The sequence below is a fragment of the Pseudomonas sp. Z1-29 genome, from assembly GCF_051131995.1.
GTDB lineage: Bacteria > Pseudomonadota > Gammaproteobacteria > Pseudomonadales > Pseudomonadaceae > Aquipseudomonas.
In genome coordinates this window covers 438,254-464,994 of sequence record NZ_CP071645.1, presented here as the reverse complement: position 1 = coordinate 464,994, position 26,741 = coordinate 438,254, and the positions used below count along the sequence as shown (strand labels likewise).

The window sequence follows — 26,741 nt, the reverse complement described above, 5'->3', positions numbered from 1 at the left end:
ACGGGTGGGGACGACACAATGGGTTGTTCCCCGGCCCGCCATTGCATAGGCTTGCGCGATTGTTTTGCCCGCGCCCGCCGCGAGCCGCCTCGAGGAGACTGTACATGGGCCTGAATAACCAGTGGATGCAGCGCGATCTTGCCGTGCTGTGGCACCCCTGCACCCAGATGAAAGATCACGAACAGCTGCCGCTGATTCCTATCCGGCGCGGCGAAGGCGTGTGGCTTGAGGACTTCGAAGGCAAGCGCTACCTCGATGCGGTGAGTTCCTGGTGGGTCAATGTGTTCGGCCACGCCAACCCGCGCATCAACCAGCGCATCAAGGATCAGGTCGATCAGCTCGAGCATGTGATCCTCGCCGGTTTCAGCCACCAGCCGGTGATCGAGCTGTCCGAACGCCTGGTGAAGATGACGCCCGAAGGCCTGACCCGTTGCTTCTATGCCGATAACGGCTCGTCCTGCATCGAAGTGGCGATGAAGATGAGCTTTCATTACTGGATCAATCGCGGCCGGCCCGACAAGAAACGCTTCGTTACCCTGAGCAACAGCTACCACGGCGAAACCATCGCGGCGATGTCGGTGGGCGATGTACCGCTGTTCACCGAAACCTACAAGGCGTTGTTGCTGGACACGCTCAAGGTGCCGAGCCCCGACTGCTACCACCGCCCCGAAGGCATGGGCTGGGAAGAACATTCGCGAAACATGTTCGCGGCCATGGAGCAAACCCTGGCCGAGCACCACGACACGGTGGCGGCGGTGATCGTCGAACCGCTGATCCAGGGCGCCGGCGGCATGCGCATGTACCACCCGGTGTACCTGAAGCTGTTGCGTGAAGCCTGCGACCGCTATGGCGTGCACCTGATCCACGACGAAATCGCGGTCGGCTTCGGCCGCACCGGGACGATGTTTGCCTGCGAACAGGCCGGTATCACGCCAGACTTCCTTTGCCTGTCCAAGGCCCTGACCGGCGGCTACCTGCCGCTGGCGGCGTGCGTGACCACCGATGAGGTCTACAGCGCGTTCTACGACGACTACCCGACCCTGCGCGCCTTCCTGCATTCCCACAGCTACACGGGCAATCCGCTGGCTTGCGCGGCGGCGCTGGCGACCCTGGATATTTTCGAAGACGACAACGTCATCGAAACCAACAAGGCCCTGGCCCAGCGCATGGCCAGCGCCACCGCCCACCTGGTCGACCACCCGAACGTGGCCGAAGTGCGCCAGACCGGCATGGTCCTGGCCATCGAGATGGTCAAGGACAAGGCGAGCAAAACCGCGTACCCATGGCAGGAGCGGCGCGGCCTGACGGTCTTCCAGCATGCCTTGGAGCGCGGCGCCCTGCTGCGGCCGCTGGGCAGCGTGGTGTATTTCTTGCCGCCGTATGTCATTACGCCGGAGCAGATCGATTTCCTCGCGGAAGTCGCCAGCGAAGGGATCGATATCGCCACCCGGGACAAGGTCAGCGTGGCGGTGCCGAAGGATTTCCACCCGGGGTATCGCGATCCGGGCTGATACGTCTGTGAACGAATTTCTCCGTGGCGAGGGAGCTTGCTCCCGCTCGATTGCGCAGCAATCGCAAGAATGGGGCCGCTTCGCAGCCCAGCGGGAGCAAGCTCCCTCGCCACAAAAGCTTGCTCACCGCAAAGCCCCCGACCACGCAGCAATGCGCAATCCGATTGTGTAGAGACCAAACATGAGACTCTCCCGCTTTTTCATCGACACGCCCCTGAGCCTCGGCGATCACGAGCTGCCCGAAGCCCAGGCCCACTACATCGGCCGGGTGCTGCGCATGGCCGAGGGCGACGCGGTGCAAGTATTCGACGGCTCCGGACAGGAGTTTCGCGGCACCCTGGCCGAGGTCGGCAAGAAGCGCGTGCGCGTGCAGCTCGACGAGCAATTTGCCGGACAGGCCGAGTCGCCCTTGCGCATTCATCTCGGTCAGGGCCTGTCCCGGGGCGAGCGCATGGACTGGGCGATCCAGAAGGCCACGGAACTGGGCGTCAGCGAGATCACCCCGATATTCACCGAGCGCTGTGAAGTGCGCCTCAAGGACGAACGCGCCGACAAGCGTCTGCTGCACTGGCGCCAGGTGGCGATCAGCGCTTGCGAGCAATGCGGGCGTTCCAGCGTGCCGGTGATCCACCCTCCGCTGTTGCTGGCCGACTGGTTGAAACAGACCGACGCCGAGCTGAAACTGGTCCTGCACCCGGTCGCCGAACCGCTGCTCAGTCATGCCAGGCCGTCGACCCTGGCGTTCCTGATCGGCCCCGAGGGCGGGTTGTCGGATGCGGAAGTCGAACAGGCCAGGACCGCCGACTACCATGCCGCCCGCCTCGGTCCCCGCGTGCTGCGTACCGAAACCGCGCCGGTGGTGGCGCTGGCGGTGGCGCAGCAGTTGTGGGGGGATTTCTAAGGCTCCGCGACCACTGAAGATCACCTGTGGGAGCGAGCCTGCTCGCGAAGGCGATTCAACATTCAGCATCAATGCAAGCTGATCCACCGCATTCGCGAGCAGGCTCGCTCCCACAGGTCTCCCAAAGGCTACTGCACCGGCTCGCTGGTCGGCCTGGCGATGATCGCCTTCAACTCGCTGGTCATCGGAAATTCCAGATTCAGGCCCTTGGGCGGGATCGGCTTCTGGAACCAGCGATCGTAGATGGCATTGATTTCCCCTGACTTGTACAAGTCCGCCAGGGTCGTGTTGACCAGTGCGAGGAATTGCAGATCGTCCTTGCGCACCATGCAGCTGTAGATTTCCCGCGACTGCTGTTCTCCGACCACCACCCATTTATGCGGATCGCGCGCCTTGGCCCGTTCGCCGTAGAGCAGCGCGTCATCCATGTAGAACGCCGCCGCCCGGCCGGTCTCGAGCATCTGGAAGGCTTCACCGTGGTCCTTGGCACTGATGACGAACATGTCGATTTTGTTGTCCTGGTTGTAGCTCTTCAGGAACCGCTCGTTGGTCGTGCCGGCGGTGGTCACCACGTTCTTGCCGCGCAGGTCGGCAAAGCTGTTGATGCCGCTGTCCCTGGCTGTCAGCAACTGGCCCTTCACGTAAATGAAACCGTAGGAAAACGCCACCTGCTTCTGCCGCTCGGCGGTCACGCCGGTGGAGCCGCATTCCAGATCCACGGTGCCGTTCTGCACCAGCGGGATTCGTGTCTGGGAAGTCACCAGGTTGTACTTCACGCTCAGTTGCGGCAGCGCCAGTTGCTGCTTGATGCGCTCGACGATCTTGCCCGCCAGCTCCACCGAATACCCCATCGGTTTGCCGCTGTTGTCCCCGACATAGGAAAACGGCACCGAGGCGTCACGATAGCCCAGCGTGATGCTTTTGTTGCTGGCGATCTTTTCCAGCGCGCCGGCCGGAGGCGCTTCATTGGCAAAAGCCTGGGCGCCGAGCAGCAGGCTCAGGGTGCAGCCGATCAACGTGATTTTTTGCATTGTTGTTCTCCGTTGCGGGTGGGTCAGGCGGCGCGGGGCGTGAGGCCCTGCAGGTCGATGGAAGGTGTACGTTGGCGGATCATTTCACTGAGCAAGCGACCGCTGCCGCAGGCCAGGGTAAAACCCAAGGCACCATGGCCGAGGTTGAGCCACAGGTTGCGGTAAGCGCTGGCGCCGATCAGTGGCACGCCGCTAGGCGTCGCCGGGCGCATGCCCGCCCATTCCACAGCGCGATCGTAATCACCGGCCATGGGAAATGTTTCCATGGCCTGGCGCCGAATCAGGGCCAGGCGTCTGGGGTCCGGCGCCGGGTCGAAGCCGACGATGTCGACCATGGCCGCCACCCGCAGCTGCTCACCGATGCGCGCGTAGACGACCTTGCGGTCGTAGTCGGTGATGCTCAGTTCCGGCGCCCGATGCCGGGCGTCGATCGGCACCGTCAGGCTGTAGCCCTTGAGCGGATACAGCGGCATCCGCACGCCTGGCAATGCCAGCGCAACGCTGCGGTGGCCGGCGGCGATTACCAGGTGCTCGACCTCCACACGCTGCTCGCCCAGGTTGATGGCGTGCACCGCGCCGTCGGCATGCTCGATAGCGGTCACCGCGCCCCCCAAGAGGAATTCGCAGCGCCCCGAAGCGCGCAGCCGCGCCGCGAGTTGCAGGCAGAAGCCATGGCAATCGGCGACTTCCTCATCAGGTGTGTAGATGCCGCCCACGAACGGCACGCCGGCCAGCGCAGGTTCCAGCGTCGTGCATTCGTTCGGGCCCAGTACCTGCTGATGAACAGCGTCGGCCACACGTTGCCGGGCATGCGCAAAATGGCTGGCACTGCGAAACGTCACCAGCTTGCCGTTGCGCCGCCACTCGAAGCCATCGAGATGATCCTCTTCGCGCCAGGTCCGCAGCGTCGTCTGGCTCAACAGCGCCAGGCGCAACAGATGGGCGCCGTTGCGCCGGTTGACCGAAGTCCGGCATGCGGCGATGAACGCTGCCATCCAGCGCCACTGGGCCGGGTCCAGGCGCGGACGCAGCTTGAGCGGCGAATCGCCGCGCAACATCCAGCCCAAGGCCTGCCACGGCACCCCGGCGTCGGCCAGGGGCGTGACGTAGCGATAGGATAATTGGCCGCCGTTGGCGAAGCTGGTCTCGCTGCCCAATGCATCGCGCGCCTCCACCAGCGTGACGTCGATCCCATCGCGGACCAGCGCGTAAGCCGTCGCCAGGCCGACCACGCCGCCGCCAATGATGCATACCCGCTGAGCCATGTCCGCCTCACATCCGTTTCGAATGACCCGAGGTTAGGGCCAGGTGACAGCGTTCGAACAATGAATAAAGATGAGCTTCCTATAAACAAAGGTTATGGGCACGCCATGCGCCTTCGTCATATCGAGATTTTCCAGGCGATTCGCCAGACCGGCTCCATCAGCGGCGCCGCCCAGTTGCTGCACGTTTCCCAGCCGGCGGTGACCAAGGTGCTGCAGCATGCCGAGCAGCAATTGGGGTTTGCGTTGTTCCTGCGGGTGCGCGGCAAGTTGCAGGCCACGCCCGAAGCGCTGGAGCTGGAACGCGAGGTCGACAAGGTCAGCGAAAGCCTGCAAGGCGTGCGGCGCCTGGCCCAAAGCCTGCGCCGCGAGCCGGGGCACAGCTTGCGAATTGGCGCCACACCGGCCTTGGCCCTGTCGCTGCTGCCCACGGCTATCCACCAATGGACCCGACGCTACCCGGACATCGTCTGCGAGTTGTCGAGCGCCCACAGCCGCGAACTGACGCAAAACTTGCTGATGCGCGAGATCGATGTAGCCCTGAGCTTGCAATTGCCCGATCACCCAGGCCTCAAGGCCGAACCCCTCGCCAGCGGCGTATTGGTAGCCCTGGCACCGAGCGGTCACTGGCCCGAAGCGGTAATCGGCACGCCTATGCCGTTGCAGGAGCTGGCCGGCGCGCCGTTGATCGGCTTGTCCAGCACCGACCCGCTGTCCGCCAGGCTGGACGGCTACCTCAAGTCAGTAGAGCCGCCGCCCCGAGTGAGCATTGCCGTACAGACGTATTCACTGGCCCGGGCCATGGTCGAATCCGGCGCCGGGCTGGCGGTCATCGACCCGTTTACCGCCTTGGGGGCTTCACGCGCCCGTACGGCTATCCGGCCATTGTCGCCGCCGTTGCCCATTGCCTTGTACGCCGTAACCCGCGCCAATGAAGCCCCGCCCCACACCGTGGGGGCCTTGCTGGAAATTGTCGCCAGCCAGGCCCAGGCGCAACTTGATCGCCTGTTTGCGACCGCTCAAAGCACGTAGAACAGAATCGCCACGAAATGCAAAAGGCTGCCGGCGATGACAAAAAGGTGCCAGATGCCATGGGCGTGGCGCAGGCGATGGTCGAGCGCGAAGAAGATGATGCCGACGGTATACAGCACGCCTCCCGAGGCCAGCCAGGCAAACCCGGCGCTGCCCAGCGCCGCCAGTAGCGGTTTGACCGCCACCAGAACGATCCAGCCCATCACCGCATAGATGACGATCGAGAGGATCCGCGCTTCGGAACGCGGCTTGATTTCCTGCAGGATACCGATCACCGCCAGCCCCCAGACGATCCCGAACAACGTCCAGCCCCACGGCCCGCGCAGCGTTACCAGGCAGAACGGCGTGTAGCTGCCGGCAATCAGCAGATAGATCGAAAAGTGATCGACCTTCTGCATGATCTCTTTCTTGCGCCCGCGCACGCTGTGATAAACCGTCGATGCGCTGTAGAGCACCAGCAAGGTGAACCCGTAGATCGCCACGCTGACGATCTTCCACGGATCGCCGGCCATCCCGGCAATCACCAGCAGCCACACCGCACCGATAAACGCGGCGACCGCGCCCACCAGGTGCGTCCAGGCGTTGAGCCGTTCCCCGTGATACATCCAGACCCACCCCCCTATTACGAATTTGGCGCCAAGGCTCAGGCCTGGCGCGTCAAAGTGCAATGGTTTGTACCCACGCAAAACACAAAACCCGTGGCGAGGGGATTTATCCCCGCTGGGCCGCGAAGCGGCCCCAATAGGCCTGAATGCGATCAGCCTGACACGTCGAGGTGACAGGATTTGGGGCTGCTGCGCAGCCCAACGGGGATAAATCCCCTCGCCACAAAGGCAGGTTCGGGCACAATCAGCCCATACGAACAAGAGTCCGCCCCATGCTCATCGACGAAGAATTGACCCTGAAGAAACTCGAGGTGTTCCTGGCGTTCATGCGCACCGGCAACCTGGCGCGGGCGGCGGTCGAGTTGCAGACCAGCAATGTCAGCGTGCATCGGGCCATTCACTCGCTGGAGAGCGCGTTGCGCTGTCCGTTGTTCAAGCACGAAGGCCGCAACCTCACACCGCTGGAAAGCGCCTATGTGCTGGAGGAGCGCGCGCAGAAGCTGATTCACGACGTGGTCGAAAGCGTACGCCTGACCCGCGAGGCGGCCGGCTTTTCCGCCGAGCGTTTCAAGCTGGGATCCTTGTATTCACTGACCGTCAAGACCGTGCCGCAACTGATCATGGGCCTGAAGATCCGGCGCAGCGAGCTCAATATCGATCTGATCATGGGCTCCAACATCGACCTGTTGTACAAACTCAAGAACATGGAGGTCGATGCGATCCTGGTGTCGCTGGACGACAGCGTCAACGACCCGGACTGCGAGCAGATCGCGCTGTTTTCCGATGACATTTTCCTCGCCACGCCCGCCGACTCGCCCTTCGCCCAACGCAGCGAGGTCGACCTGGCCGAAGTCCGCGACGAGACCTTCATCACCCTGACCCAGGGCTTCGCCACGCACCAGGACGGTATCCGGGTGTTCAGGCAGGCGGGGTTCGAGCCGAAAGTGGCGATGCAGGTCAACGACATCTTCACCCTGCTGAGCATGGTCAGCTCCGGGGTGGGTTATGCCCTGCTTCCCGGCCGGATCGCGGCGGTGTATGAGAACCGGGTGAAACTGATCCCGTTGCAGGAAAAGTACCGGTTGCAGCAGCACATCGGTGTGGTGTTCCTCAAGGCCAAGGAGCGCGACCCGAACCTGCTGGCGTTGTTGGCGGAATGCCGGATGTACGCCAATCGCCAGGCTTGAGACCGAGTCGCGCGTTTCGCGAGCAGGCTCGCTCCCACAAGGGTGAACCCAATCAATGTGGGAGCGAGCCTGCTCGCGAGGGCGCCAGCGCGGTAAGCGAAAAGCCGAAGTCCTACCCCATCAGTCCCCGCATGATCAGGAACAACAGCGAAGGCCCGAGCAAGCAGCCAAGGGCGGTATAGAACGCCGCCGTCAGGCAACCATACGGAACGAGCTTGGGATCCGTCGCCGCCAGGCCGCCGGCAACGCCGCTGGAGGTGCCCATCAGCCCACCAAAGATCACCGCGCTACGAGGGTTGTTGAGACCGATGAATGGCGCCACGAACGGCGTCGCCACCATGACCAGGATCGCCTTGATCAACCCGGCGGCAATCGACAACGCCATCACCTCGGAACTGGCCCCGATGGCCGCCCCGGTCACTGGCCCGACGATATAGGTCACCGCTCCGGCACCGATCGTGGTCAGGCTCACCACATCGGTATAACCGAAGGCCATCGCCACGCCGACGCCGGCAATGAACGAGGTGCCGACTCCAACGAACAACGCCAGCACCCCGACGAAACCGGCGCGCTTGAGCTCCTCGACACTCACGCCGAACGCCGTGGCGACAATGGCGAAATCCCGCAGCATGGCGCCGCCCAGCAAACCAATCCCGGAAAGCAGTGGAATGTCCACCACACCTTTTTGCCCCCCGGTCATTGCACCGCCGATATACGAGAGCACCAGCCCCAGCAGGATCGCGATGGCCGAACCATGCAGGCGGCCTTTGGTGAAGGTATTGCTGATCCAGTAGGACACCCACATGGTGATGCCGACAATGGCAAACCCGCTGATCAGACCGTAGCCGGTGATGACTTTCATCATGGATTCGTACATGGCAATCACCCGACCGTCTTGACGGAAACATCGGCCTGAGGGTCTTTGTTGCCGATGCGTACCAGCACCGGCACCAACGCAAAGGCAATCACCACCGCAAGGGTCCCGGCGAGGATCGCCATCGGCCCGCCTTTCAGTGCGCCATAGACGTTTTGCTGCGCCGCCATCGCCACCACGATCGGAATGTAGATGGCGCTCCAGAACTCCACGCCAGCTTCGGACTTGCCCTTGAACAAGCCGCGTTTGTTCAGGTAGCTGCCCAGGCCGATCAGCAACAGCATTGCAATGCCGACGCCGCCAACGTTGGCCGGTACGCCAATCAGTTTGCCCAGCAGCTCACCGATGAAAATGCCCACCAGGGTACAAAAAGCCAGAAACGCCACACCATAGATAATCATTGTTGTAGTCCTCAAAGTGCATCGTCGAAGTTGTTGTTTTTGTGCTTCGCCAGCTTGAGTCGGTGTCTAGGGTCGGCGGCTTCCCTCCTCTTGCAACAGCGCTTGCAGGGTGTCGAGCCGCGCGCCGTCATAAGCCATGACGGTGCCCTGCTCGAACACCCGGCGCGCCAGCCCGGTCAACACCGCGCCGGGCGGCAACTCGATCTGCAGACGCACGCCACGCTCGTAGGCGCTTTGCACCGTGCCGCGCCAGTCGACGACGCGGCACATGTTGAAGGCCAGGTCGTCGCGCAGCGCGTCGGCCTTTATCACCGGTCGGGCGCGACTGCCGCTGAGATAGCCCAGCGCCGGAGTTTTCAAGGGTACTTCGGCAAAGGCCTGGGCCAACGTCCGCGCCGGAGCCTCCAGCAGCGGGCAGTGGGACGGCACGCTGACCGCCAACCGGCAGGCCTTGCCGGCACCTTGGTTGCGAGCCCGTTCGGCGACGTAGCCCATGGCTTCATCACTGCCGGCGATGACTACCTGGTTATCGGCGTTGATGTTGGCCAGGTACACCGGCGTTGTTGCGCTGTGCACCTGGGCGAGCAAGGTTTCCACGGCCGCGAGGTCCAGGCCGATGATTGCCGTCATGCCGTAGCCTTGCGGATACGCCTGCTGCATCAGTTCGCCGCGCAGGCTGACCAGCCGCAACGCGTCCTCGAACCCCAGCGCCTCGGCCATGACCGCCGCCGGGTACGCGCCGATGGACAGTCCCGCCACGTAATCCGGCGCGGGGGCCTGTTCCAGCAATCGACGGGAAGCGGCCACGCCGGCGATCAACAGGCACAGCTGCACGGCGCGAGTCGATCGCAGCGCCTGGGCAGTGTCGAGCTGCAAGACATCCTCCCCGAGCACGTCACTCGCCTCGTCCAGAATCTGCGGCGCCAAGCCATGGAGCATGCCCACGCGCTGTGCACCCTGGCCGGGGAAAACCAGGAGGCTGCTCACGCGACCTGCTCCCACGATGGCTGCCATGGATCGCTGACCAATCGTGCCTGGATATCATCCTTGAGCAAGACCCGACGCGACGAACCCGCCCACTCGCGCAGGGCGACGGCGCCGCAGGGCGTCTGCAATTGCATGTCCACGCTGCAGACCGAGGCGTCCAGCTGCGCCAGCAGGTTCCTGGCCTGGCGGCGATCCAGGCGATGCGGCGTCCTCAGGATCAAGTCCAGGTCGCTGCGCTCATGCAGCGCCTCGATGCCCGTGGCAAGCTCAAACCCGGCACTGCCGCTGACGCCCCAGGTCCAGCCACTGGCGTCGAGCAACGGACGCAACTCGGCCAGCGCTTGCAAGGCCGGCAGGTCGCGCGGGGATTGGACATGGCAGAGTTCTTCAGGGCGCACCCGGCGCTGGATCGTCGCCACCGGCATTGATGCGGCGTAGCGCTGTCCGCGAGAGCGACCGCGCAAGCCTACGGCGATGTGTCCAGGCGAGGACAGCGCCCGGCGCACCACGACCGGTTGCCCGAGGTCGAGCGACTCGACAGCCCAGCCCGGCGCATCCGCAGGCAACTGCACAGCAGTCATCCCCCAGAGCAGGTCATGGGCCAGGAGCATGCTCACCATTGCGCCCTCAACAATTGCCGAACGTGGCTGGACGCTGCCCGGTGAACAGCGCCCAGGCGACCGCTGAGATCCCGAGACGTGCCCGCCACGTCGTTGATCGCCTGGAGCAAGCAGTCGCTCACCCGCGCCAGATCCGCCGCCGTCGGCTGCTCGATCTGTTCTACCGACAAGGTCTCCCAGAGCAGTCCCAGGCTGGCGAAGCTGTCAATGTCGTAGGCCATCGGCGGCACGCTGGCGGCCAGGGCTTCGAGTTCCTCGACGCTGCGCAAGGTCACCCGTGCCGCCGAAGCCTTGCCCATCGCATGGACCATCACGCCCGGGTCGCGCAAGGCGATCAACCGGTTGGCCTGGTAGCCGTGGGCGAGGAACGCACCGGACATCGCCTTGCCTACCAGCAAGCCGATCACTGGATGCCCGGCCAGTCGGGCCCGCGCATAACTGTCCGCCGCGCCGGCCAAAGCCTGATGAATGCCCAGCGCTTCTTCACGCCGACCGTAGGCCTGGCTCGGTACGTCGACGATGGCGATGAGTACACGTTTGCTGGCCGCGTTGCGATCGGCCGCGATGGCGTCGTCCACGGCTTTGGCCAGGCCCCAGCCTTCGAGCAAACCGACTTCGCCATTGCGCGCCCGAGGGAAACGGTTGGCGGGATCGGCCACGACAGCCAACAGACGCGCGGTTTGTTCGCCGAGTTGGACATCGGCCACTTTCAGCGAAGCGGGCAAGCCTTCCAACGGTTTGACGCCACCGCTCAAGGCCTCGAACCAGCGCAGGCCCCTCAAAGAATATGTATTCATGGACGTTCTCCCCGATACAACTGGCGAACCGCTGCCGGTTCGATTTGCACCTCGGTGTCCAGGCGCGACAGGCGCCGGAGGAACAGTCTGGCTTGGCCACTGCGCTGTTCAGTGGGCACACCCAGATGCAACAGTTCGCAGACCTGACGACGAATCTGCGCCACGTCATCGGCGACGTAGCGGTCCACCAGCCCGGTCGCGAAACGTTGTTCGCCACCGGTCAGGCTCCAGATGAACGGACGGTCGCGGGAGTCGTACTCATCGATGCCGGCTTCCTGCTCGATCACCTGCGGACCGTTCAGCCCCAGCCGCGCTTCCTGCGTCACCAGCAGATAACTGCACAGCCCGGCGGCGATGGACATGCCGCCGAAACAGCCGACGCTGCCAGCGACTACGCCAACCACCGGCTGGTATTGGCGCAGGTCGATAATCGCCGAATGGATCTCGGCAATTGCCGCGAGCCCGAGGTTGGCTTCCTGTAAACGCACGCCGCCGGTTTCCAGCAGCAACACGGCGCGGGTCGGGATGCCTTTGCGATTGTCCTCGGCCGCCAGCTCCAGGGCACCGGCGATCTTTGCCCCGCCGACTTCACCGAGGCTGCCACCCTGGAACGCGCCTTCAATGGCGGCGATGACCACCGGCAAACCGTCGAGCTCGCCCTTGGCGATCACTACGCCATCGTCGCTTTGCGGGACCACGCCCTGACGCAGCAACCACGGCGACATGATTCGCTGGAAGGGGTCGAGCAGTTCGCGGAACGTACCGTCATCGAGCAAGGCCCTGGCCCGTTGCCGGGCACCGAGCTCGACGAAACTGTGCTTGTTGAGCAACGCAGCGCTGTCAGTCATGGCCGATCTCCTCGAAGCCTTGTTCCAGGCGCAGACGCACCACGCCGGGGGTGGCGCCGAAATCGTGAATTTCGATGGCCATCGCGGGAGGCGTCTGGCCGTCGAACATGCGCGCGAACAAGTGTTGCCAGCGTTGCTCGCTGCCATTGACCGAGGTCTGCACCTGGATGGTCAGCTTGCCCGCCAGCCCGGGTTCGATCAGTACTTCGAGATCGCCCGAGCCGACGCAGCCGACCAGCGCCCGGCCCCGTGGCGGCTGCCCGGCGGTGAATTCAAAGGATAAGGTTTGCATCAGCACACTCCTGGAAAGAGGCCATCACTGCGCTCGATACGGTCGAGAAACAGGCAGGCGGCGAGCAGGTCGGCGGCGCCGCCGGGCGAGGCGTTCAAGGCAATCAGTTGTTGGTCCAGCGCGTGCAATTGGCGGCGACCACCCAGGCTCGCACTACCGCCGGCTTCGAGCACCGCTCTGGCGCCCTGTTGCATCGCCTGCAAACCCGCTTCGCCGGCGCGATAGAGCACGCAGGTGTCAGCCAGGCGGGTCATGATTGCCAGCAAGGCATCAAGGCGGGCGTTCTGTTCGCCGACGCCGGCCGCGCGGCTGCGCTTGAGTTGCGGCAGGCCCAGGGTTGTCACCGCCGGAAATGCCAGTTGCGCTTCCTCCCGGGCACCGCGGGCGCCGTAGCGCCGGGCCACTTGGGCGCCGTGGCTCAAGGGTTGAGGCGCATGACGGTCGTTGAGCAAGGCCAGGCGGGCGGCACGCAACGTGACGGCGCCAGCGCCACTGGATTCAGGTTCCAGCGCCGCCGCAGCGACCAACAGGCCCAAAGCCCAGATCGCGCCCCGGTGAGTATTCACACCGCCCGTGGTGGTGAGCATCGCGGCTTCACCTTCCCGGCCGATGCGCCCCAGGGCTTCACGCAGTGGCAAGCCGATCTCGCCGCAGTCGAGCGCGGCCTCGGCCATTTCCTTGAACGCCGGCCACAACGACAACGCCGAAGCGTGCATCAGGCCCAGGTGCAGATCGGTGTGGGCGCCGCTGCCGCGACGGTCCACCAAGGCCGGTTTGGGCGAGAGGTCGGCTTCATCGATCAACGCGTCCACCGCGAGGTCGGCCAAACGCTCAGCCAGGGATAAGGTCTTGGGTTGCAGATTAAGGGCGCGCATTTACCAGCTCCTGAACTTGGCGGGCGGGTTGTAGAGGCCACCGGACCATTCCACCAGATCGGCCACGCTCTTGGCCGCGAGCAACTCGCGGGTGGCGTCGGTGCGGCGGATTCCGAGGTCTTCGGGCAAGGCGATCAGCCCTTCGCGACGCATGCGCGCGGTGTCTTTCGGGTCGTGGCGCAGGCCGATGGCGGTGACCCCGGCCACGGCGGCGATCATTGCCTGGCGTTCTTCCAGGGAGCGGGCCTTGTACAGGTAGGCGATGCCTTCTTCGGTCAGCAGATGGGTAACGTCGTCGCCGTAGATCATGATCGGCGCCAGGGGCATGCCGGCTTTCTTCGCCACGTCCACCGCGTCGAGGGTGTCGACGAAGGTCGGTTTGCCGCCCTCCTGGAACGTTTCGACCATCTGCACCACCAGTTTCTTGCCGCGTTCGAGCAGCGGCGCCTCGCCGTCGCCGTGGCGCATGTCGAGCCAGGCCGGCGTCCCGTGACGGCGACCGCGCGGGTCGTGGCCCATGTTCGGCGCGCCGCCGAAACCGGCCAGTCGGCCACGGGTCACGGTGGAGGAATGGCCGTCGCCGTCCACCTGCAATGTGGCGCCAATGAACAGGTCCACCGCGTACTGCCCGGCCAGTTGGCAAACCATTCGATTGGAACGCAGCGAACCGTCGTGCCCGGTAAAAAACACGTCAGGCCGGGCGGCGATGTAGTTTTCCATGCCCAGTTCGGTGCCGAAGCAATGCACGCTCTCGACCCAGCCGCTTTCGATGGCGGGGATCAGCGTCGGGTGCGGATTGAGCGTCCAGTTGCGGCAGATTTTGCCCTTCAGTCCGAGTGCTTCGCCGTAGGTCGGCAGGATCAATTCGATGGCGGCGGTGTTGAAACCGATGCCGTGGTTGAGCGCCTGGACGTTGTGTTTTTCGTAGATCCCGCGAATCGCCATCATTGCCATCAAGACATGCACGGGCTTGATGTGGCGCGGGTCGCGGGTAAACAGCGGCTCGATGTAGAACGGCTTGTCGGCCACCACCACGAAGTCGACCCAGGATGCTGGAATGTCTACGCGGGGCAGGTCGCTGACGTCGTCCACCAACTGATTGACCTGAACAATGACGATACCGTCGCTGAACGCCGCCGGTTCGATCAGCGCCGGGGTGTCTTCGGTGCTGGGACCGGTATAGATATTACCGGCGCGGTCGGCCATGAAACCGGCCGAAAGCACTACGTTGGGAATCAGGTCGACCACCAGCCGGGCGTAGAGCTCGATGTAGGTGTGGATCGCGCCGATTTCCAGCAGGCCGTCTTCCAGCAACTGGCTGATGCGCAGGCTCTGCGTGCCGGCGAACGAGAAATCGAGCTTGCGGGCGATGCCGCGTTCGAACAGGTCCAAGTGCTCGGAACGACCGACGCTGGGCATGATCATGTGCAGGTCATGCAGCTTCGAAGGGTCGACTTTCGCCAGAGAGCGGGACAGGAAGTCCGCCTGCTTCTGGTTATTGCCCTCCAGCACCACACGGTCGCCGGGCAGGATCAACGCCTCCAGCGCCGCGACGATCTTGTCGGTGGGCAGCACCACACCGTCGGCAAGCCCCTTCACCAACGCCAGGCGCCGCTGCTTTTCGCTGCGCCGCCGCGTCCATCGCGAGTCGGGGGATATTGTTGTTGTCATGACCACTCCACGGGTTCGCTGTCGTGGAGCTCACCTTAGGAGTGTTTTGGCGTGGGCATCAATCAAGCTCGGCGGCGGATCGTTACGGTTGGCGTAATGGTTAGCCCGGATTGTTACGAGCCCTTGTGGGAGCGAGCTTGCTCGCGATGGCGGTGTAAAAGCCAACATTGATGTCGCCTGACCCATCGCTATCGCGAGCAAGCTCGCTCCCACAGGGGTTTAGGGTCGACATTTGATCCGCTTCGGCAGAGGCGACGCCGGATTAGCGGCATGCCTGAACTTCAATGCTCACCACGTCCCCCTGTGGGAGCGAGCTTGCTCGCGATGGCGGTGTAAAAGCCAACATTGATGTCGCCTGACCCACCGCTATCGCGAGCAGGCTCGCTCCTACATTAGTCAGTTGGCTGACTCAACTCTTACCAACCCCGCCGCAACCACCAGCTCTTCCAACGCCAGCAGATCCGGCACTTTCGCCACATGCTCGCCCACTTGCACGGCCGCCTGCTCCAATCCGCACAGCGGCACGTCGACGTAGCTCAACTGGGTGTCGAGCTTGCAGGAGCGCGGGATGCCCTGGACCAGCAGCGCGATGAAACGCAGTTCCGGGCGGCCGCCCAGGGCGTTGAGCACGACGATGCGGGCGCGCTCGCCGATCACGGTCTTCTGGCCGCAGGCTGACTCGAAGCTCAGCAGCGGGATCTGCCGTTCGCGCCAGCTTACCCAGCCCAGGAACCAGGGCGGGGTGTCCAGATCGAACACGCTGCTCTGGTAGTCGATCAACTCGGCCACGGCCACGTTCGGCAGGATCAGATGCCGGTCGGCAAGCGGCAGCAACAAACCTGTGAGATGGCTGGTGCGGTGCTCATGCATGGGTCTTGCTCCAGTGGGCGATGCTGTCGAGCAGCACCGACTCCTGGTACGGCTTGCCCAGGTAGTCGTTTACGCCGACGGCCATGGCGCGGTCGCGGTGTTTCTGGCCGGTGCGGGAGGTGATCATGATGATCGGCAGATGCGCCAGGCGCGGGTCGTTGCGCACCTGCGTCGCCACTTCGAAACCATCCATGCGGGGCATCTCGATGTCCAGCAGCATCAGGTCCGGCGAATGCTCGGCCAGCAATGCCATGGCGTCCACGCCGTCCTTGGCGGTGAGCACATGCATGCCGTGGCGTTCCAGCAGGCGACTGGTGACCTTGCGCACTGTTACCGAATCGTCCACCACCAGCACCAGCAAAGGCCGCTGCTGCTCGCCCTCGCCTTGCACCACGGCCGGACGGCGCGCCGCCTGGTTGGGCAAGGCGCGGATCGGCGCGAGCAGGTCGAGAATCAACACCACCCGGCCGTCCCCCAGGATCGTTGCCCCGGACAAGCCCTGGACCGCCGAGAATTGCGGGCCGAGGCTCTTGACCACGATTTCCCGGGTGCCGGCGGTGGCGTCTACCTGCACGGCGACGTGTCGTTCGTTGCATTGCACCAGCAGCACCGGTAATGGCTGGCTCTGGCCGAGCAATTTCGGGCGGGCGCCGGTTTTCAGCAACTCGCCCAGGTAGCACAACTCATAACGTTGCCCGGCGTAGGTGTAGGTCGGCGGATCGAGCTGGTAATAGCCATCCAGTTCGGCGGGCAATACCCGGACGATGCTCTCGATGGTGTTGAGCGGGATGGCGTATTGATCTTCGTGACACTGCACCATCAGCGCCCGGTTGACCGCCACGGTGAATGGCAGCCGGATACGAAAATGCACGCCCTTGCCCGGCGTCGAATCGATGACCATGCTGCCGCCCAGCTGTCGCACTTCTTCGTGGACCACGTCCATGCCGACGCCGCGCCCGGAGATCTGGGTGATTTTTTCCGCCGTGGAAAAACCTGGCTGCAGGATGAACTGCAGCACGTCGCGGTCGCTGATATCGCTGTCGGGCGCCAGCAGCCCACGCTTTATCGCCTTGCGCCGCACCGCGTCCAATGGCACCCCGGCGCCGTCGTCACGGATGTCGAAAATGATGTCGCCGCCTTCGCGGGACAGATCCAGGCTGATGCGTCCCCGCGCCGGTTTGCCGGCTGCGATGCGCACATCGGCGGGCTCCAGGCCATGATCGACGGCGTTGCGCAACATATGTTCCAGAGGCGCCGCCATGCGTTCTAGCACGTTGCGGTCCATCTCGCCTTCGGCATTGTCGACCACGAACTCGACGTCCTTGCCCAGCTCCTGCGCCACCTGCCGGACGATGCGCTTGAGGCGCGGCAGCATGCGCTCGAACGGCACCATGCGCGTACGCATCAGGCCTTCCTGGAGCTCGGTGTTGATGCGCCCCTGCTGTTGCAGCAGGTTTTCGGCGTCGTGGTTGCTGCGGCCTAGCGTTTCCTTGAGGTCAAGCAGGTCCGAGGCGGACTCGAACAACGCCCGGGATAATTGTTGCAACTGGGAATGGCGGTCCATTTCCAGTGGGTCGAACTCTTCGTAGCCCAGTCGTTCGGCGTCCACCTGCTGGCGGCTGAGAATCCGCCCCTGGGTTTCGGTATCCAGGCGTCGCAGTTGATCGCGCATGCGCTCGATGGTCGTTTCCATCTCGTTCAGGGCGATGCGCGCATCGTTGACCTGTTGCTCGATGCGCCCACGGAAAATCGAAGTTTCCCCGGCCAGGTTGACCAGATCGTCGAGCAGTTCGGCGGAGACCTTGACCATGTCCGCGCCATCGCCCGGCGCGGCGGGCTCGGCTCGCATCGGCGGCGCGACCTGGGCCGGTGCCGGCTCGACCGGCGTAACGATCTGGGGCGCCTCGCTGTCCTGCGGATGATTGACCGCCTGGATCTGCGCGATCAGCCGGTCGGCCGGCGGGCACGGCTGCCCGGCACGGACGGCATCGAGCATGTGGGCCAGCCGGTCATGGCTGCCTTGCAGCAAGGCAAAAAGCGCCGGGCTCGGTTGTAACAGGCCCGCCGACAGCCCTTCGTAAAGGTTCTCCAGTTCATGGGCAAGATCGCCGATGGGCCCGATCTCCACCATCCGCGCGCCACCCTTGAGGGTGTGCAGATCGCGCAGCAGGGTTTCCACCGCCTGACGGTTCGACGGCTCTTCCTGCCAGCGTTGCAACGCCGCCCCGGAACTGTCGAGGATATCGAAACCTTCCTCTAGAAAGATTTCCAGCAACTCCGGATCATGGCCCGCCGTGTCATTTTGCCGATGCCCCGCCACCTCGATGGCGTTCGGCTTGTCCTGGCGGAAACGATGAATGGCGTCGATCAACGCCACGGGATCGCCCAGCGGTTGGCCTTGTTGCAGTTGCCCGAGCAACAGATCGAGGCGTTCATGACTGCTGTTGAGCAGTTGCGCCAGCTCCTCGCTGTAACTGTAGCGGCGATCCACCAGCCCTTCGTATAGGGTTTCGAGCTCCCCGGCCAGGTCGCTCACCGGCCGCACATCCGCCATGCGTGCGCCGCCCTTGAGGGTGTGCAAGTCACGCTGCAGCGAGGACAGCGGCGCGCCGTTCTCCGGGTCGGCGAGCCAGCGCCGCAAGGCCTGTGCGGCGCTTTCGAGAATATCCTGGGCCTCTTCGAGAAAGATCGCGGCGATATCGTCGTCCACCGAAACAGCCGCCGGCGAACTGCGCTCCATCTCAGCCGTCGCATGACCCAGCTCGCGGATGCTCAACGTGCGGCTGCCGTCACTGCGGATCAGTCCCGTGGCTGTCGGGTCTAGGCCTTCCTGGAGCAGGCTGCGCAGGGCCTGCACCCGGGCAGGTTGCGCACGCACGTGCTGGCCGGCAGCCAATTCGTCGAGCATGTCGATCAACGCTTCGTGAGCAAGCTGCGCCTCATGGAAAAACCTGTCGCTGACCGCCAGGCTGCTTTCCTCGACGGCGCCATACAGGTCCAGCAAGGCTTCGCAGAGCTCGTCCACCGGGTGCAGGTCGGCCAGATGCGCGCCTTCGCCAAGGGTGGTCAACTCATCGAGCAGCGCGCTCAGTTCCTGGCCCTCGCCGGAGTGTTGCTGCCAGCGCCGCAGCAGGTTCTCCGCGTCCAGCAGGATATCCATGCCCTGGGCGAGAAAATTGTTGATCAATTGCGGGTCGCGCTTGGTTCGCACGCCCTGGTCCGGCGTGTTGAGAGCCGTTTGCAGGCGTTCGACGGACAGTGCCTGGGTTCGCTGGATCAGGTCCGCGGCGCCGGGAATCGCTGCCAGCGGCTCATTATGCAGCTGGCGTAGACCGCGGCGCAGCAACCCTTCAGCCTCCAGCAGCAACTCGATCTCATCCAGGTCGAAAGCGATCAGGTGCGCCTTGTATTCCCGGGCCATCTCGTCCATCGCCCCGGCCAGTTCGGCGATCGGCAGCACACCGGCCATCGATGCACTGCCCTTGAGCGTGTGCAAGGCCCTTTGCAGCTCGTCGCTGGACTGCAATGGCAGATGTTCGGCGGCCTGGTCGAGGAATCGATCAAGCGCGGCCAGATGCCCCTGGGCTTCGTTGTCGAAGATTTTCAGCAGCAAGGGATCGAGAGCGGCCACGTCCTGCTGGTCGTCATCTTCCTCATCGCCACCCTTGGCCAAGGCATGGGCGCGAGCAGCCAGACGGTCGACGTCGTCGCGCTGGCATTGGCGCTGGGCAGCGAATTCAGCGACCAGTTCCGGCAGCAATCGCACCGCGTCCTCAAGCAATTGCCGAACCGAAGCGCCCGGCTCGACGCTGCGCTCCAGCACGCGGTTGAGCAGGTTTTCCACCGCCCAGGCCAACTCACCCAGCACCAGTGCCCGAACCATCCGGCCGCTGCCCTTGAGGGTATGGAAGGCCCGGCGCAGCTCAGTGAGCGCGCCTTGGTCGTCGGGCTGCGCAGCCCAGCGCGGCAGGTATTCGCGCAGGACATCGAGCACCTCGTCGGTTTCCTCGAGGAAGACCTCCCGCAGCTCGTCGTCCACCGGATGCTCATCCACGGGCGGCGGCAGCAGGCTACCGGGCATGCCTTTGGCCGGCGGGTTGACCGCCGAGACCGGGCTGGCCAGAACATCAGCGAGGGATTGCACGGTCTGTGGGTCGTCCAGTTCCTGCAAATCCTGCATGACCTGGGCCTCGTTCGGGCTCAGCCGGTCATCGAGCAAGGGCACGCGGGCTTCGTCGGGAAAGTAGCCGAGGGCGCCCAGGCTCCGCTCGACGCCGTCGAGCAGATTCTCGGCGGGCATCAACGGGTCTTCGCTCAAACGCTCCAGGTAATATTCCAGGCCGGTAATCACATCGGCCAGGTGATCGAGTGCTTCCCACCCCGGCTGGGCTGGGTCGAGCAGCAGGTGTTCACGGATGAAATCGTTGCAAGCCTCCACCAGGCGGGCGGCGCGGCTCAGGGGAATCATCGCCAGCGCCCCGCGGACCTGGGTCAGCAGCGCCGGCAATGGCTCAAGCTGGGCGCTGTTCCAGTGTGCGTCGATGTAGTCGACGATCATGTCCTTGGCCTGTTGCAGGCAGGTATGGGCTTCCTTGATGACGATCTGATGGATCTGGGTCAGGTCGGTCGTCGGCAGGCGATTGTCTTCGCGGCTTTCAGGCTCGACGGTGCCGACCATTCCGGCCAGGGTTGCCTCGACGTACAGCAAGGCTCCGGCAACGTCCATGAGCGTCGCGTCATCAGGCTCGCGCTGGCCCTGGGCGAGGCTCAGTACGACGGCCAGTTGATCGATGATGACCTTGCGCGGCTGGCCGAAACCCAGCACCGCCAGGGTGTCGGCAATCTGCCGCAGGGGCGCCAGCAGGCTGTCCAGCTCCGAGGCATGCTGGCGGTCGCTGCGCACGAACAGGTCCAGGCGTTCCTTGACCCGCACCAGCTCCTCGCAGAGCGCTGCCAGCACCGAGCGCATGGCATCGCGGTCGGGCCCGGCCAGGCGCGCGCGTTCTTCATCGACCATAGCGCTGTCGGGCAGCGCGTCGTCCAGTGAGTAGCGTTCTTTCATGATCTGCATCTGCCCGCTGGGATGTTCGGCCTTGGCAATATAGAACAACAGACTCTTGAGCAGGTGTGGCGGGGCCGCTTGGTTGATGCCCGGCATGCCTTGCTCCAGCAAGCGCTTGAGTTCCTTGTCAGCATCCTTGAACAGGCTACGCAGCGCCGGGCTGTTGGCGATACGCCCCTCGCGCATGCCTTCGACCAACGCCGAAGCGACCTGCCACAACGCATTGAGCGGCGCTGCGGCGCAAAGCGCTTCAAGGCGCTGAAAGACTTTGGCCAGGTAACCGAGGTGAGTCGCGTCGTCCTGCTCGCGCAACAGGCCCACCAGGGCCACCTGCAGGGTCTGGCGCAATTTGCGCAAGGTGCTCGGCAGGTCCGCCGGCGCGAGCCGCTTCAAGGCGTCCTCGTCCAGCGGCGCGATATCGGGCAGTTCCGGGCTGAACAGGCTGGTCTCCGACAACAGGCTCTCGCCCCGCGCACTGCGCAGATCGTTGAGCAAGGGCAGCACCGCCAGCGGCAGGTCGCGACGAGCACCCTGCACCCGTTCTAGGTAGACCGGCAACTGGCCCAGGGCCTGGCGCAACAGGCTGATCGCCTCCTCGCGGTGGGCGATGCGGTTGTCCTGCAGCGCGCTGCACAGTTGCTCCATTTCCTCGGCCAGCAACGCCGCGCCGTAGAATTCGATCATCTGCAGGCCGCCATGGACCTGGTGAATGCAGGCCAGGCATTGGGCAAGCGCATCCGACGCCTGGGGGTCGTCCACCAGGCGATTGAGGGCCAGGTGGGCCTGCTTCAGCGTTTCGGCAATCTCGCCCTTGACCCATTCCAGGGCCACGTAGTCGTGCCGATCACCCATAACGACTCCAAATCAACAGTCATATCCCCAGAGCGGATCAGCTCTTGTGGCGAGGGGATTTATCCCCGCTGGGCTGCGAAGCGGCCCCCAGCAATGCAGAACCCATATCAATGTTCCAGACTGGCTATTTTGGGACTGCTTCGCAGTCCAGCGGGGATAAATCCCCTCGCCACAGACGATCTCCATAGCCAGGAAAGTGCAGCCCAGTCACACCTTATCCTCATCCGCCACAGGTGCCGCGGGCAAGGTGAACCCGGACACCGAGCGGCGCAGCTGGCTGGCCATTTTCGCCAGGTTGCCGATGCTCTCGGCCGTGGCGGTTGAGCCGGACGAGGTCTGGCTGGTGATCTGCTGGATCACGTTCATGGTCAGCGAAATCTGTCCCGCCGAGGTGGTCTGTTGCTGCGCCGCGTTGGAGATGCTCTGGATCAGCGCCGCCAGGGTCTTGGAAACGCCCTCGATTTCCTCCAGGGCGACGCCGGCATCCTGGGCCAGTCGGGCGCCGCGCACCACCTCGGTGGTGGTCTGCTCCATGGAGATCACCGCTTCGTTGGTGTCGGCCTGGATCGCCCGCACCAGCGTCTCGATCTGCCGGGTGGCCGCCGAGGAGCGCTCGGCCAAGCGCTGCACTTCGTCGGCCACCACCGCAAAACCCCGACCGGCATCGCCCGCCATGGACGCCTGGATCGCCGCGTTGAGCGCCAGGATGTTGGTCTGGTCGGCGATGTCATCGATCAGGCTGACAATGTCGCCGATTTCCTGTGACGACTCACCGAGGCGCTTGATGCGCTTGGCGGTGTCCTGGATCTGCTCGCGAATGTTGTCCATGCCATGAATGGTGTTGTGCACCACCTCGTTGCCCTTGTTGGCGATTTCCACGGAGCGCTCGGCCACCGCCGACGACTCGGCCGCATTAGCTGATACCTGGTCGATGGACTGGGCCATTTCATTGATTGAAGTCGAAGCTTCGGAAATTTGCTGGGCCTGGTGTTCCGACGCCTGGGCCAGGTGCATCGCCGTGGCCTGGGTTTCCTGCACGGCGGCGGCCACCTGGCCGGCCGTGAGGTTGATGGTCGCCACCAGATCGCGCAATTGGTCCACCGAATAGTTGATGGAATCGGCGATGGTCCCGGTGAAGTCCTCGGTGACCGAGGCGGTAACGGTCAGGTCGCCATCGGCCAGGTCTTCGATTTCATCCAGCAGGCGCATGATCGCGTTCTGGTTGCGCTCGTTCTTTTCCGCGGTTTCGCGCAATTGGCGGTTGGTTTCACGCACCATCACCAGGCCGATGAGGATGATCGACATCAGTGCCAGCAGGCCCAGCACATACCCGCCGATGCTGTTGACGGAACGGCCGCCGGCCAGGTTCTCGAAAGCTGTGGCCAGGTGAGAGGCTTCGTCGAGCAGGGTCTGCGACAGGTTGAAGATGTTGCCCGCCGACTCGCGGACCTTGAACAGCTCCGGTGAGGTCTCGAGGATTTCGTCCACCGAGCCCGAGACAAATTCGAACAGCTCGCTGATTTCCGTCAGGCGCGCCCGGGCGTCACGATCCTGGACCTGGGGGATCTTCAAGGTCGGGTCGCCTTGCAGCATGCCATTGAGCACCTGGCCAAAACGCGCGGCGTCACGGCCGAAGGTGTCGGCAGCCTGGCTGGCGTTCTCATCGCCGGCCAATACGGTATTCACCGCGCCGAGAATACGCTCGGCCAGCAGTGACTGGCGCTGGGCCATGGCCACCTGTGAGGCCGGGGCGCCTCGCTGCAAGAGGATTTCGACAACTTTTTCGTATTCGACCTGCAGTTGCGGCACGGTTTCGGCGAGGGTTGCCGCCACCTGGTGCAGCGACAGGACGGTCTGCTCGCTGGAAAGAATCGCATCGGTGTTCTTCAGCAGGCGCTCCCAGTCCAGCTGTACCGCGCGCATCTGCGGGCGCAGGGTGGCGGGCGCCGGGGGCAGGCCGGTCACCGGGTCACCCTGCTTCAGGTATCCCCAGCGCTGGGCGAAATCGTTGCGCGCATCACTCAGCAACTTGAACGCGGCGGCCTTGCCGGCCGCGGCTTCGGTGGCGTTCTTGGCAATGCGCTGGGACAGCACCCGCAGCTCACCGGCGTGGCCGATGTACTGTTTGTCATAGGTGGACTGGGTGTTGAGGTACGCGAAGTTGGCGAACAACAGCATGATGAAGACAATCAGCGCGACGAACAGCACGATGATCTGCGACCGACTGCGCGACGCTTCCAGAGGCTTGCCTGTTTTTGCTTTGATCATCGGTACTCGCCTGTCCTGCTCAATCCGGCCTCTCACCACAGCCCTCCTGTGGGAGCGAGCCTGCTCGCGAATAGCGATGGAACAGCCAGCATCGATGCAGCTGATCCATCGCTTTCGCGAGCAGGCTCGCTCCCACAGAGGCCGCGCTGCGGCCTGTTAAACCGCCACATTCATGAACCCTGGCGAACGCGTCACGGCAAAAGGGCTGAACACCTGCCACTGCCGATCGCCAGGAAAACGGCCCTGGACGAAGGCCGATTCCGGGCCATCGAGGTAGCCAGGCAAAACCGGTTCCAGGCTGCCCTGGGCGAAATGCTGCAGCCCGAGGACTTCGTCCACCAGCAAGCCGGCGAAGACTTCTTCGTTATCGACCACCAGCACCCGCCGCTGCTTGCGCACACTGGACAGCTCATGACCGAAAAAACCGCACAGGTCCATCAGCGGCAATAAACGTCCGCGCAGGTTAGCCACTCCGCGAACCCATGGCTTGACCCCGGGCAACGACGTGTAGCGCGGCTCGTGCAGCACTTCGCTGACCTCGCCCATGGGCGCCACGTACCAATGCTCGCCGAGGCGAAAGCCGATCCCGCTCCAACTGTCGCGATGGGTTGGCTGGGACGGCAGGTCCGCGCCCAGCAGCCGACAGCGCCGATCGATCTGAAGCAACAGTTCGAATGCGGTCAGGGAGTGGCTCATGGCCGCGCGTTCAACCCGCCAGTACTTTGTTCAAGGTCGCGATCAGGGTTTCTTCGTCCACCGGTTTGGTCAGGTAGTCCTTCGCCCCTTGGCGGGTCCCCCAGACCTTGTCGGTTTCCTGGTCCTTGGTGGTGATGATGATGACCGGGATATGCCCCGTGTCCGGGTCCTTGGTCAGCTGGCGCGTGGCCTGGAACCCATTGAGGCCGGGCATGACGATGTCCATCAGCACCGCGTCGGGCTTTTCCTGGCGGGCCAGGGCCACGCCGTCGGCGCCATTCTCGGCTTTCAAGACCTGATGGCCGTGCTTTTCCAGCATGCCGGTCAATTTGTACATTTCAGTCGGCGAATCATCGACGATCAGAACTCGTGCCATGGTGTTCCCCATTTCTTCTGTAGACCCCAGGCCGAAGGCCGAGCGTCATTAATGTGCCTGGTGCGGCTGGACAGCGGCAAAACCCGGGACATGGGCCTGTATCGCGCCCAGCAATTCTTCCTTGCTGAAAGGCTTGGTCAGAAACTGATCGGAGCCGACGATGCGCCCCTTGGCCTTGTCGAACAGACCGTCGCGGGACGACAGCATGATCACCGGCGTCGCCTTGAAGGCGCTGTTGTTCTTGATCAGGGCACAGGTCTGGTAACCGTCCAGGCGCGGCATCATGATGTCGACAAAGATGATGCCCGGATGGTGGTCGACGATCTTGGCCATGGCGTCGAAACCATCGACCGCCGTGATGACCTCGCAGCCAACGTTGCGCAGCAAGGTCTCGGCGGTGCGGCGGATGGTCTTCGAGTCGTCGATGACCATGACCTTCAAGGCGCTGGGTTGCTGCTGCGTGAGATGCTCTGCCATTGCCACTGCAAACCGGTTTTTAACGCGTAAGTGTGATCGACAGCGCAAACCCTTGATGTTCAAGGCCCGCACGTCACATGGCAGCCTTTTTAGCACAGTCTCCATCGCCGATCTATCAGCCGCTCGGCACGGCGGTTTTTCCTTGACCGCCAAACTTCGGGGCGCCACTCTGACGCCACTTTTTCAAGCCATTCGTGCCCACCCCATTTTCGAGGAACCAAGCCATGAGCGTACGCGTCGGCATTGTCATGGACCCAATCGCCAGCATTTCCTATAAGAAGGATAGCTCGCTGGCCATGCTGCTGGCCGCTCAGAAGCGCGGCTGGGAGCTGTTCTACATGGAACAGCGCGACCTTTACCAGGCCGAGGGCCAGGCGCGCGCGCGAATGAAGCCGCTGAAGGTCTTCGCCAACCCTGAGAAGTGGTTCGAACTGGGCGCGGAAAGCGACGCGCTGCTGAGCGACCTGGACGTGATCCTGATGCGCAAGGATCCGCCGTTCGACATGGAGTTCGTTTACTCCACCTACCTGCTGGAGCAGGCCGAAAGCGCCGGTGTGCTGGTGGTCAACAAGCCGCAGAGCCTGCGCGACTGCAACGAGAAGCTGTTCGCCACGCTGTTCCCGCAGTGCACGCCGCCCACCATCGTCAGCCGTCGTCCGGACGTGCTGCGCGAATTCGCCGATCACCACGGCGACGTGATCCTCAAGCCGCTGGACGGCATGGGCGGCTCGTCGATCTTCCGTCACACCGCCGGCCATCCGAACCTGTCGGTGATCCTCGAAACCCTGACCTTGCATGGCAAGCAACAGATCATGATCCAGGGTTACCTGCCGGCCATCGTCGACGGCGACAAGCGCATCCTGATGATCGACGGCGAGCCGGTGGACTATTGCCTGGCGCGCATCCCGGCGGCCGGTGAAACCCGTGGCAACCTGGCGGCTGGCGGCCGTGGCGAAGCCCGCCCGCTGACCGACAAGGACCGCTGGATCGCCGCCCAGGTCGGCCCGACGCTACGCGAGAAAGGCCTGCTGTTCGTCGGCCTGGACGTGATCGGCGAGCACCTGACGGAGATCAACGTCACCAGCCCGACCTGCATCCGCGAGATCGACAATGCCTTTGGCACCGACATCGGCGGGATGCTGATGGATGCCATCGATCAGAAGCTCAAGGCGCGTTGATCCAGATCCTGATGAAGGAAACCCACATTGCGTTATCATGCCCGGCCTGAAAAAACGTGATGCTGGTT

23 protein-coding genes are annotated in these 26,741 nt (G+C 63.9%); 5 read left to right on the top strand and 18 right to left on the bottom strand.

Annotation, left to right across the window (positions count from 1 at the left end; translation table 11 throughout):
• The first annotated feature begins 104 nt into the window (after positions 1–104).
• Complete coding sequence (locus tag J3P84_RS02260) at positions 105–1,511, top strand: adenosylmethionine--8-amino-7-oxononanoate transaminase (RefSeq protein ID WP_434627430.1); 1,407 nt, start codon at positions 105–107, stop codon at positions 1,509–1,511.
• 181 nt (positions 1,512–1,692) lie between these two features.
• On the top strand, positions 1,693–2,412 hold the full coding sequence (locus J3P84_RS02255; RefSeq protein ID WP_434627427.1) for a 16S rRNA (uracil(1498)-N(3))-methyltransferase: 720 nt from the start codon (positions 1,693–1,695) through the stop codon (positions 2,410–2,412).
• 128 nt (positions 2,413–2,540) lie between these two features.
• On the opposite strand, the gene J3P84_RS02250 is transcribed toward J3P84_RS02255, so the two are convergent.
• Together J3P84_RS02250 and J3P84_RS02245 are read right to left on the bottom strand one after the other, a co-directional pair.
• Complete coding sequence (locus J3P84_RS02250) at positions 2,541–3,443, bottom strand: transporter substrate-binding domain-containing protein (protein WP_434627425.1); 903 nt, start codon at positions 3,441–3,443, stop codon at positions 2,541–2,543.
• 23 nt (positions 3,444–3,466) lie between these two features.
• On the bottom strand, positions 3,467–4,708 hold the full coding sequence (locus J3P84_RS02245; protein ID WP_434627422.1) for a D-amino acid dehydrogenase: 1,242 nt from the start codon (positions 4,706–4,708) through the stop codon (positions 3,467–3,469).
• 105 nt (positions 4,709–4,813) lie between these two features.
• Here J3P84_RS02245 and J3P84_RS02240 point away from each other — a divergent pair, with 105 nt between their 5' ends.
• Positions 4,814–5,737, top strand: coding sequence for a LysR family transcriptional regulator (locus J3P84_RS02240; protein ID WP_434627419.1), 924 nt, complete (start codon positions 4,814–4,816; stop codon positions 5,735–5,737).
• On the opposite strand, the gene trhA is transcribed toward J3P84_RS02240, so the two are convergent.
• Entirely contained in the window at positions 5,725–6,342 is a 618-nt protein-coding gene (gene trhA / locus J3P84_RS02235; protein ID WP_305498208.1) for a PAQR family membrane homeostasis protein TrhA, read from the bottom strand. The genes J3P84_RS02240 and trhA overlap by 13 nt on opposite strands.
• A 272-nt stretch (positions 6,343–6,614) precedes the next feature.
• On the opposite strand from trhA, the gene J3P84_RS02230 reads away from it, so the two are divergent.
• A complete protein-coding gene (locus tag J3P84_RS02230) occupies positions 6,615–7,529 on the top strand; it encodes a LysR family transcriptional regulator (RefSeq protein ID WP_434627416.1) in 915 nt (304 codons plus the stop codon).
• 112 nt (positions 7,530–7,641) lie between these two features.
• Here J3P84_RS02230 and madM read toward each other — a convergent pair whose 3' ends face one another.
• From madM to J3P84_RS02155, 15 genes are all read right to left on the bottom strand, one after another.
• Positions 7,642–8,406: a malonate transporter subunit MadM gene (gene madM, locus J3P84_RS02225; RefSeq protein WP_434627413.1), complete on the bottom strand. Its 765-nt coding sequence runs from the start codon at positions 8,404–8,406 to the stop codon at positions 7,642–7,644.
• A 5-nt stretch (positions 8,407–8,411) separates the two neighbouring features.
• A complete protein-coding gene (gene madL / locus J3P84_RS02220) occupies positions 8,412–8,804 on the bottom strand; it encodes a malonate transporter subunit MadL (RefSeq protein ID WP_434627410.1) in 393 nt (130 codons plus the stop codon).
• Positions 8,805–8,870: 66 nt separating this feature from the next.
• Entirely contained in the window at positions 8,871–9,791 is a 921-nt protein-coding gene (gene mdcH / locus J3P84_RS02215; protein WP_434627407.1) for a malonate decarboxylase subunit epsilon, read from the bottom strand.
• On the bottom strand, positions 9,788–10,411 hold the full coding sequence (locus tag J3P84_RS02210; protein WP_434627404.1) for a malonate decarboxylase holo-ACP synthase: 624 nt from the start codon (positions 10,409–10,411) through the stop codon (positions 9,788–9,790). The genes mdcH and J3P84_RS02210 overlap by 4 nt, the downstream gene beginning before the upstream one ends.
• Entirely contained in the window at positions 10,405–11,208 is an 804-nt protein-coding gene (gene mdcE, locus J3P84_RS02205; RefSeq protein WP_434627401.1) for a biotin-independent malonate decarboxylase subunit gamma, read from the bottom strand. The genes J3P84_RS02210 and mdcE overlap by 7 nt, the downstream gene beginning before the upstream one ends.
• A complete protein-coding gene (locus J3P84_RS02200) occupies positions 11,205–12,056 on the bottom strand; it encodes a biotin-independent malonate decarboxylase subunit beta (RefSeq protein ID WP_434627398.1) in 852 nt (283 codons plus the stop codon). Before J3P84_RS02200 ends, mdcE begins: the two co-directional genes overlap by 4 nt.
• A complete protein-coding gene (locus J3P84_RS02195) occupies positions 12,049–12,348 on the bottom strand; it encodes a malonate decarboxylase subunit delta (protein WP_305498200.1) in 300 nt (99 codons plus the stop codon). The genes J3P84_RS02200 and J3P84_RS02195 overlap by 8 nt, the downstream gene beginning before the upstream one ends.
• Positions 12,348–13,223 carry a triphosphoribosyl-dephospho-CoA synthase gene (locus J3P84_RS02190; RefSeq protein WP_434627395.1) on the bottom strand — a complete coding sequence of 292 codons (876 nt, stop codon included), beginning with the start codon at positions 13,221–13,223 and terminating at the stop codon, positions 12,348–12,350. Before J3P84_RS02190 ends, J3P84_RS02195 begins: the two co-directional genes overlap by 1 nt.
• Positions 13,224–14,894 carry a malonate decarboxylase subunit alpha gene (gene mdcA / locus J3P84_RS02185; RefSeq protein WP_434627392.1) on the bottom strand — a complete coding sequence of 557 codons (1,671 nt, stop codon included), beginning with the start codon at positions 14,892–14,894 and terminating at the stop codon, positions 13,224–13,226.
• A 396-nt stretch (positions 14,895–15,290) separates the two neighbouring features.
• Positions 15,291–15,764, bottom strand: coding sequence for a chemotaxis protein CheW (locus J3P84_RS02180; RefSeq protein WP_434627390.1), 474 nt, complete (start codon positions 15,762–15,764; stop codon positions 15,291–15,293).
• Positions 15,757–21,678, bottom strand: coding sequence for an Hpt domain-containing protein (locus J3P84_RS02175; protein WP_434627388.1), 5,922 nt, complete (start codon positions 21,676–21,678; stop codon positions 15,757–15,759). The genes J3P84_RS02180 and J3P84_RS02175 overlap by 8 nt, the downstream gene beginning before the upstream one ends.
• Before the next feature lie 207 nt (positions 21,679–21,885).
• Positions 21,886–23,946, bottom strand: a complete 2,061-nt coding sequence (locus J3P84_RS02170) for a methyl-accepting chemotaxis protein (RefSeq protein ID WP_305498193.1) — start codon at positions 23,944–23,946, stop codon at positions 21,886–21,888.
• 156 nt (positions 23,947–24,102) lie between these two features.
• Positions 24,103–24,642, bottom strand: a complete 540-nt coding sequence (locus J3P84_RS02165) for a chemotaxis protein CheW (protein ID WP_434571202.1) — start codon at positions 24,640–24,642, stop codon at positions 24,103–24,105.
• Between the two features lie 10 nt (positions 24,643–24,652).
• A complete protein-coding gene (gene pilH / locus J3P84_RS02160; protein ID WP_186612056.1) occupies positions 24,653–25,018 on the bottom strand; it encodes a twitching motility response regulator PilH in 366 nt (121 codons plus the stop codon).
• Between the two features lie 48 nt (positions 25,019–25,066).
• Positions 25,067–25,495 carry a response regulator gene (locus tag J3P84_RS02155; protein ID WP_434571200.1) on the bottom strand — a complete coding sequence of 143 codons (429 nt, stop codon included), beginning with the start codon at positions 25,493–25,495 and terminating at the stop codon, positions 25,067–25,069.
• 224 nt (positions 25,496–25,719) lie between these two features.
• Here J3P84_RS02155 and gshB point away from each other — a divergent pair, with 224 nt between their 5' ends.
• Positions 25,720–26,673, top strand: a complete 954-nt coding sequence (gene gshB, locus J3P84_RS02150; protein ID WP_434627385.1) for a glutathione synthase — start codon at positions 25,720–25,722, stop codon at positions 26,671–26,673.
• Positions 26,674–26,741 lie beyond the last annotated feature (68 nt).

Bases quoted from the DNA above. Each gene is read 5' to 3' on its own strand.
- J3P84_RS02210 (WP_434627404.1), bottom strand. From the start codon at position 10,411: ATGGTGAGCATGCTCCTGGCCCATGACCTGCTCTGGGGGATGACTGCT.
- J3P84_RS02200 (WP_434627398.1), bottom strand. From the start codon at position 12,056: ATGACTGACAGCGCTGCGTTGCTCAACAAGCACAGTTTCGTCGAGCTC.
- J3P84_RS02175 (WP_434627388.1), bottom strand. From the start codon at position 21,678: ATGGGTGATCGGCACGACTACGTGGCCCTGGAATGGGTCAAGGGCGAG.
- J3P84_RS02195 (WP_305498200.1), bottom strand. From the start codon at position 12,348: ATGCAAACCTTATCCTTTGAATTCACCGCCGGGCAGCCGCCACGGGGC.
- J3P84_RS02180 (WP_434627390.1), bottom strand. From the start codon at position 15,764: ATGCATGAGCACCGCACCAGCCATCTCACAGGTTTGTTGCTGCCGCTT.
- J3P84_RS02255 (WP_434627427.1), top strand. From the start codon at position 1,693: ATGAGACTCTCCCGCTTTTTCATCGACACGCCCCTGAGCCTCGGCGAT.
- mdcE (WP_434627401.1), bottom strand. From the start codon at position 11,208: ATGAATACATATTCTTTGAGGGGCCTGCGCTGGTTCGAGGCCTTGAGC.
- J3P84_RS02190 (WP_434627395.1), bottom strand. From the start codon at position 13,223: ATGCGCGCCCTTAATCTGCAACCCAAGACCTTATCCCTGGCTGAGCGT.
- trhA (WP_305498208.1), bottom strand. From the start codon at position 6,342: ATGTATCACGGGGAACGGCTCAACGCCTGGACGCACCTGGTGGGCGCG.
- madM (WP_434627413.1), bottom strand. From the start codon at position 8,406: ATGTACGAATCCATGATGAAAGTCATCACCGGCTACGGTCTGATCAGC.
- J3P84_RS02250 (WP_434627425.1), bottom strand. From the start codon at position 3,443: ATGCAAAAAATCACGTTGATCGGCTGCACCCTGAGCCTGCTGCTCGGC.
- J3P84_RS02155 (WP_434571200.1), bottom strand. From the start codon at position 25,495: ATGGCAGAGCATCTCACGCAGCAGCAACCCAGCGCCTTGAAGGTCATG.
- J3P84_RS02165 (WP_434571202.1), bottom strand. From the start codon at position 24,642: ATGAGCCACTCCCTGACCGCATTCGAACTGTTGCTTCAGATCGATCGG.
- J3P84_RS02240 (WP_434627419.1), top strand. From the start codon at position 4,814: ATGCGCCTTCGTCATATCGAGATTTTCCAGGCGATTCGCCAGACCGGC.
- J3P84_RS02245 (WP_434627422.1), bottom strand. From the start codon at position 4,708: ATGGCTCAGCGGGTATGCATCATTGGCGGCGGCGTGGTCGGCCTGGCG.
- J3P84_RS02230 (WP_434627416.1), top strand. From the start codon at position 6,615: ATGCTCATCGACGAAGAATTGACCCTGAAGAAACTCGAGGTGTTCCTG.
- madL (WP_434627410.1), bottom strand. From the start codon at position 8,804: ATGATTATCTATGGTGTGGCGTTTCTGGCTTTTTGTACCCTGGTGGGC.
- pilH (WP_186612056.1), bottom strand. From the start codon at position 25,018: ATGGCACGAGTTCTGATCGTCGATGATTCGCCGACTGAAATGTACAAA.
- mdcA (WP_434627392.1), bottom strand. From the start codon at position 14,894: ATGACAACAACAATATCCCCCGACTCGCGATGGACGCGGCGGCGCAGC.
- J3P84_RS02170 (WP_305498193.1), bottom strand. From the start codon at position 23,946: ATGATCAAAGCAAAAACAGGCAAGCCTCTGGAAGCGTCGCGCAGTCGG.
- J3P84_RS02260 (WP_434627430.1), top strand. From the start codon at position 105: ATGGGCCTGAATAACCAGTGGATGCAGCGCGATCTTGCCGTGCTGTGG.
- gshB (WP_434627385.1), top strand. From the start codon at position 25,720: ATGAGCGTACGCGTCGGCATTGTCATGGACCCAATCGCCAGCATTTCC.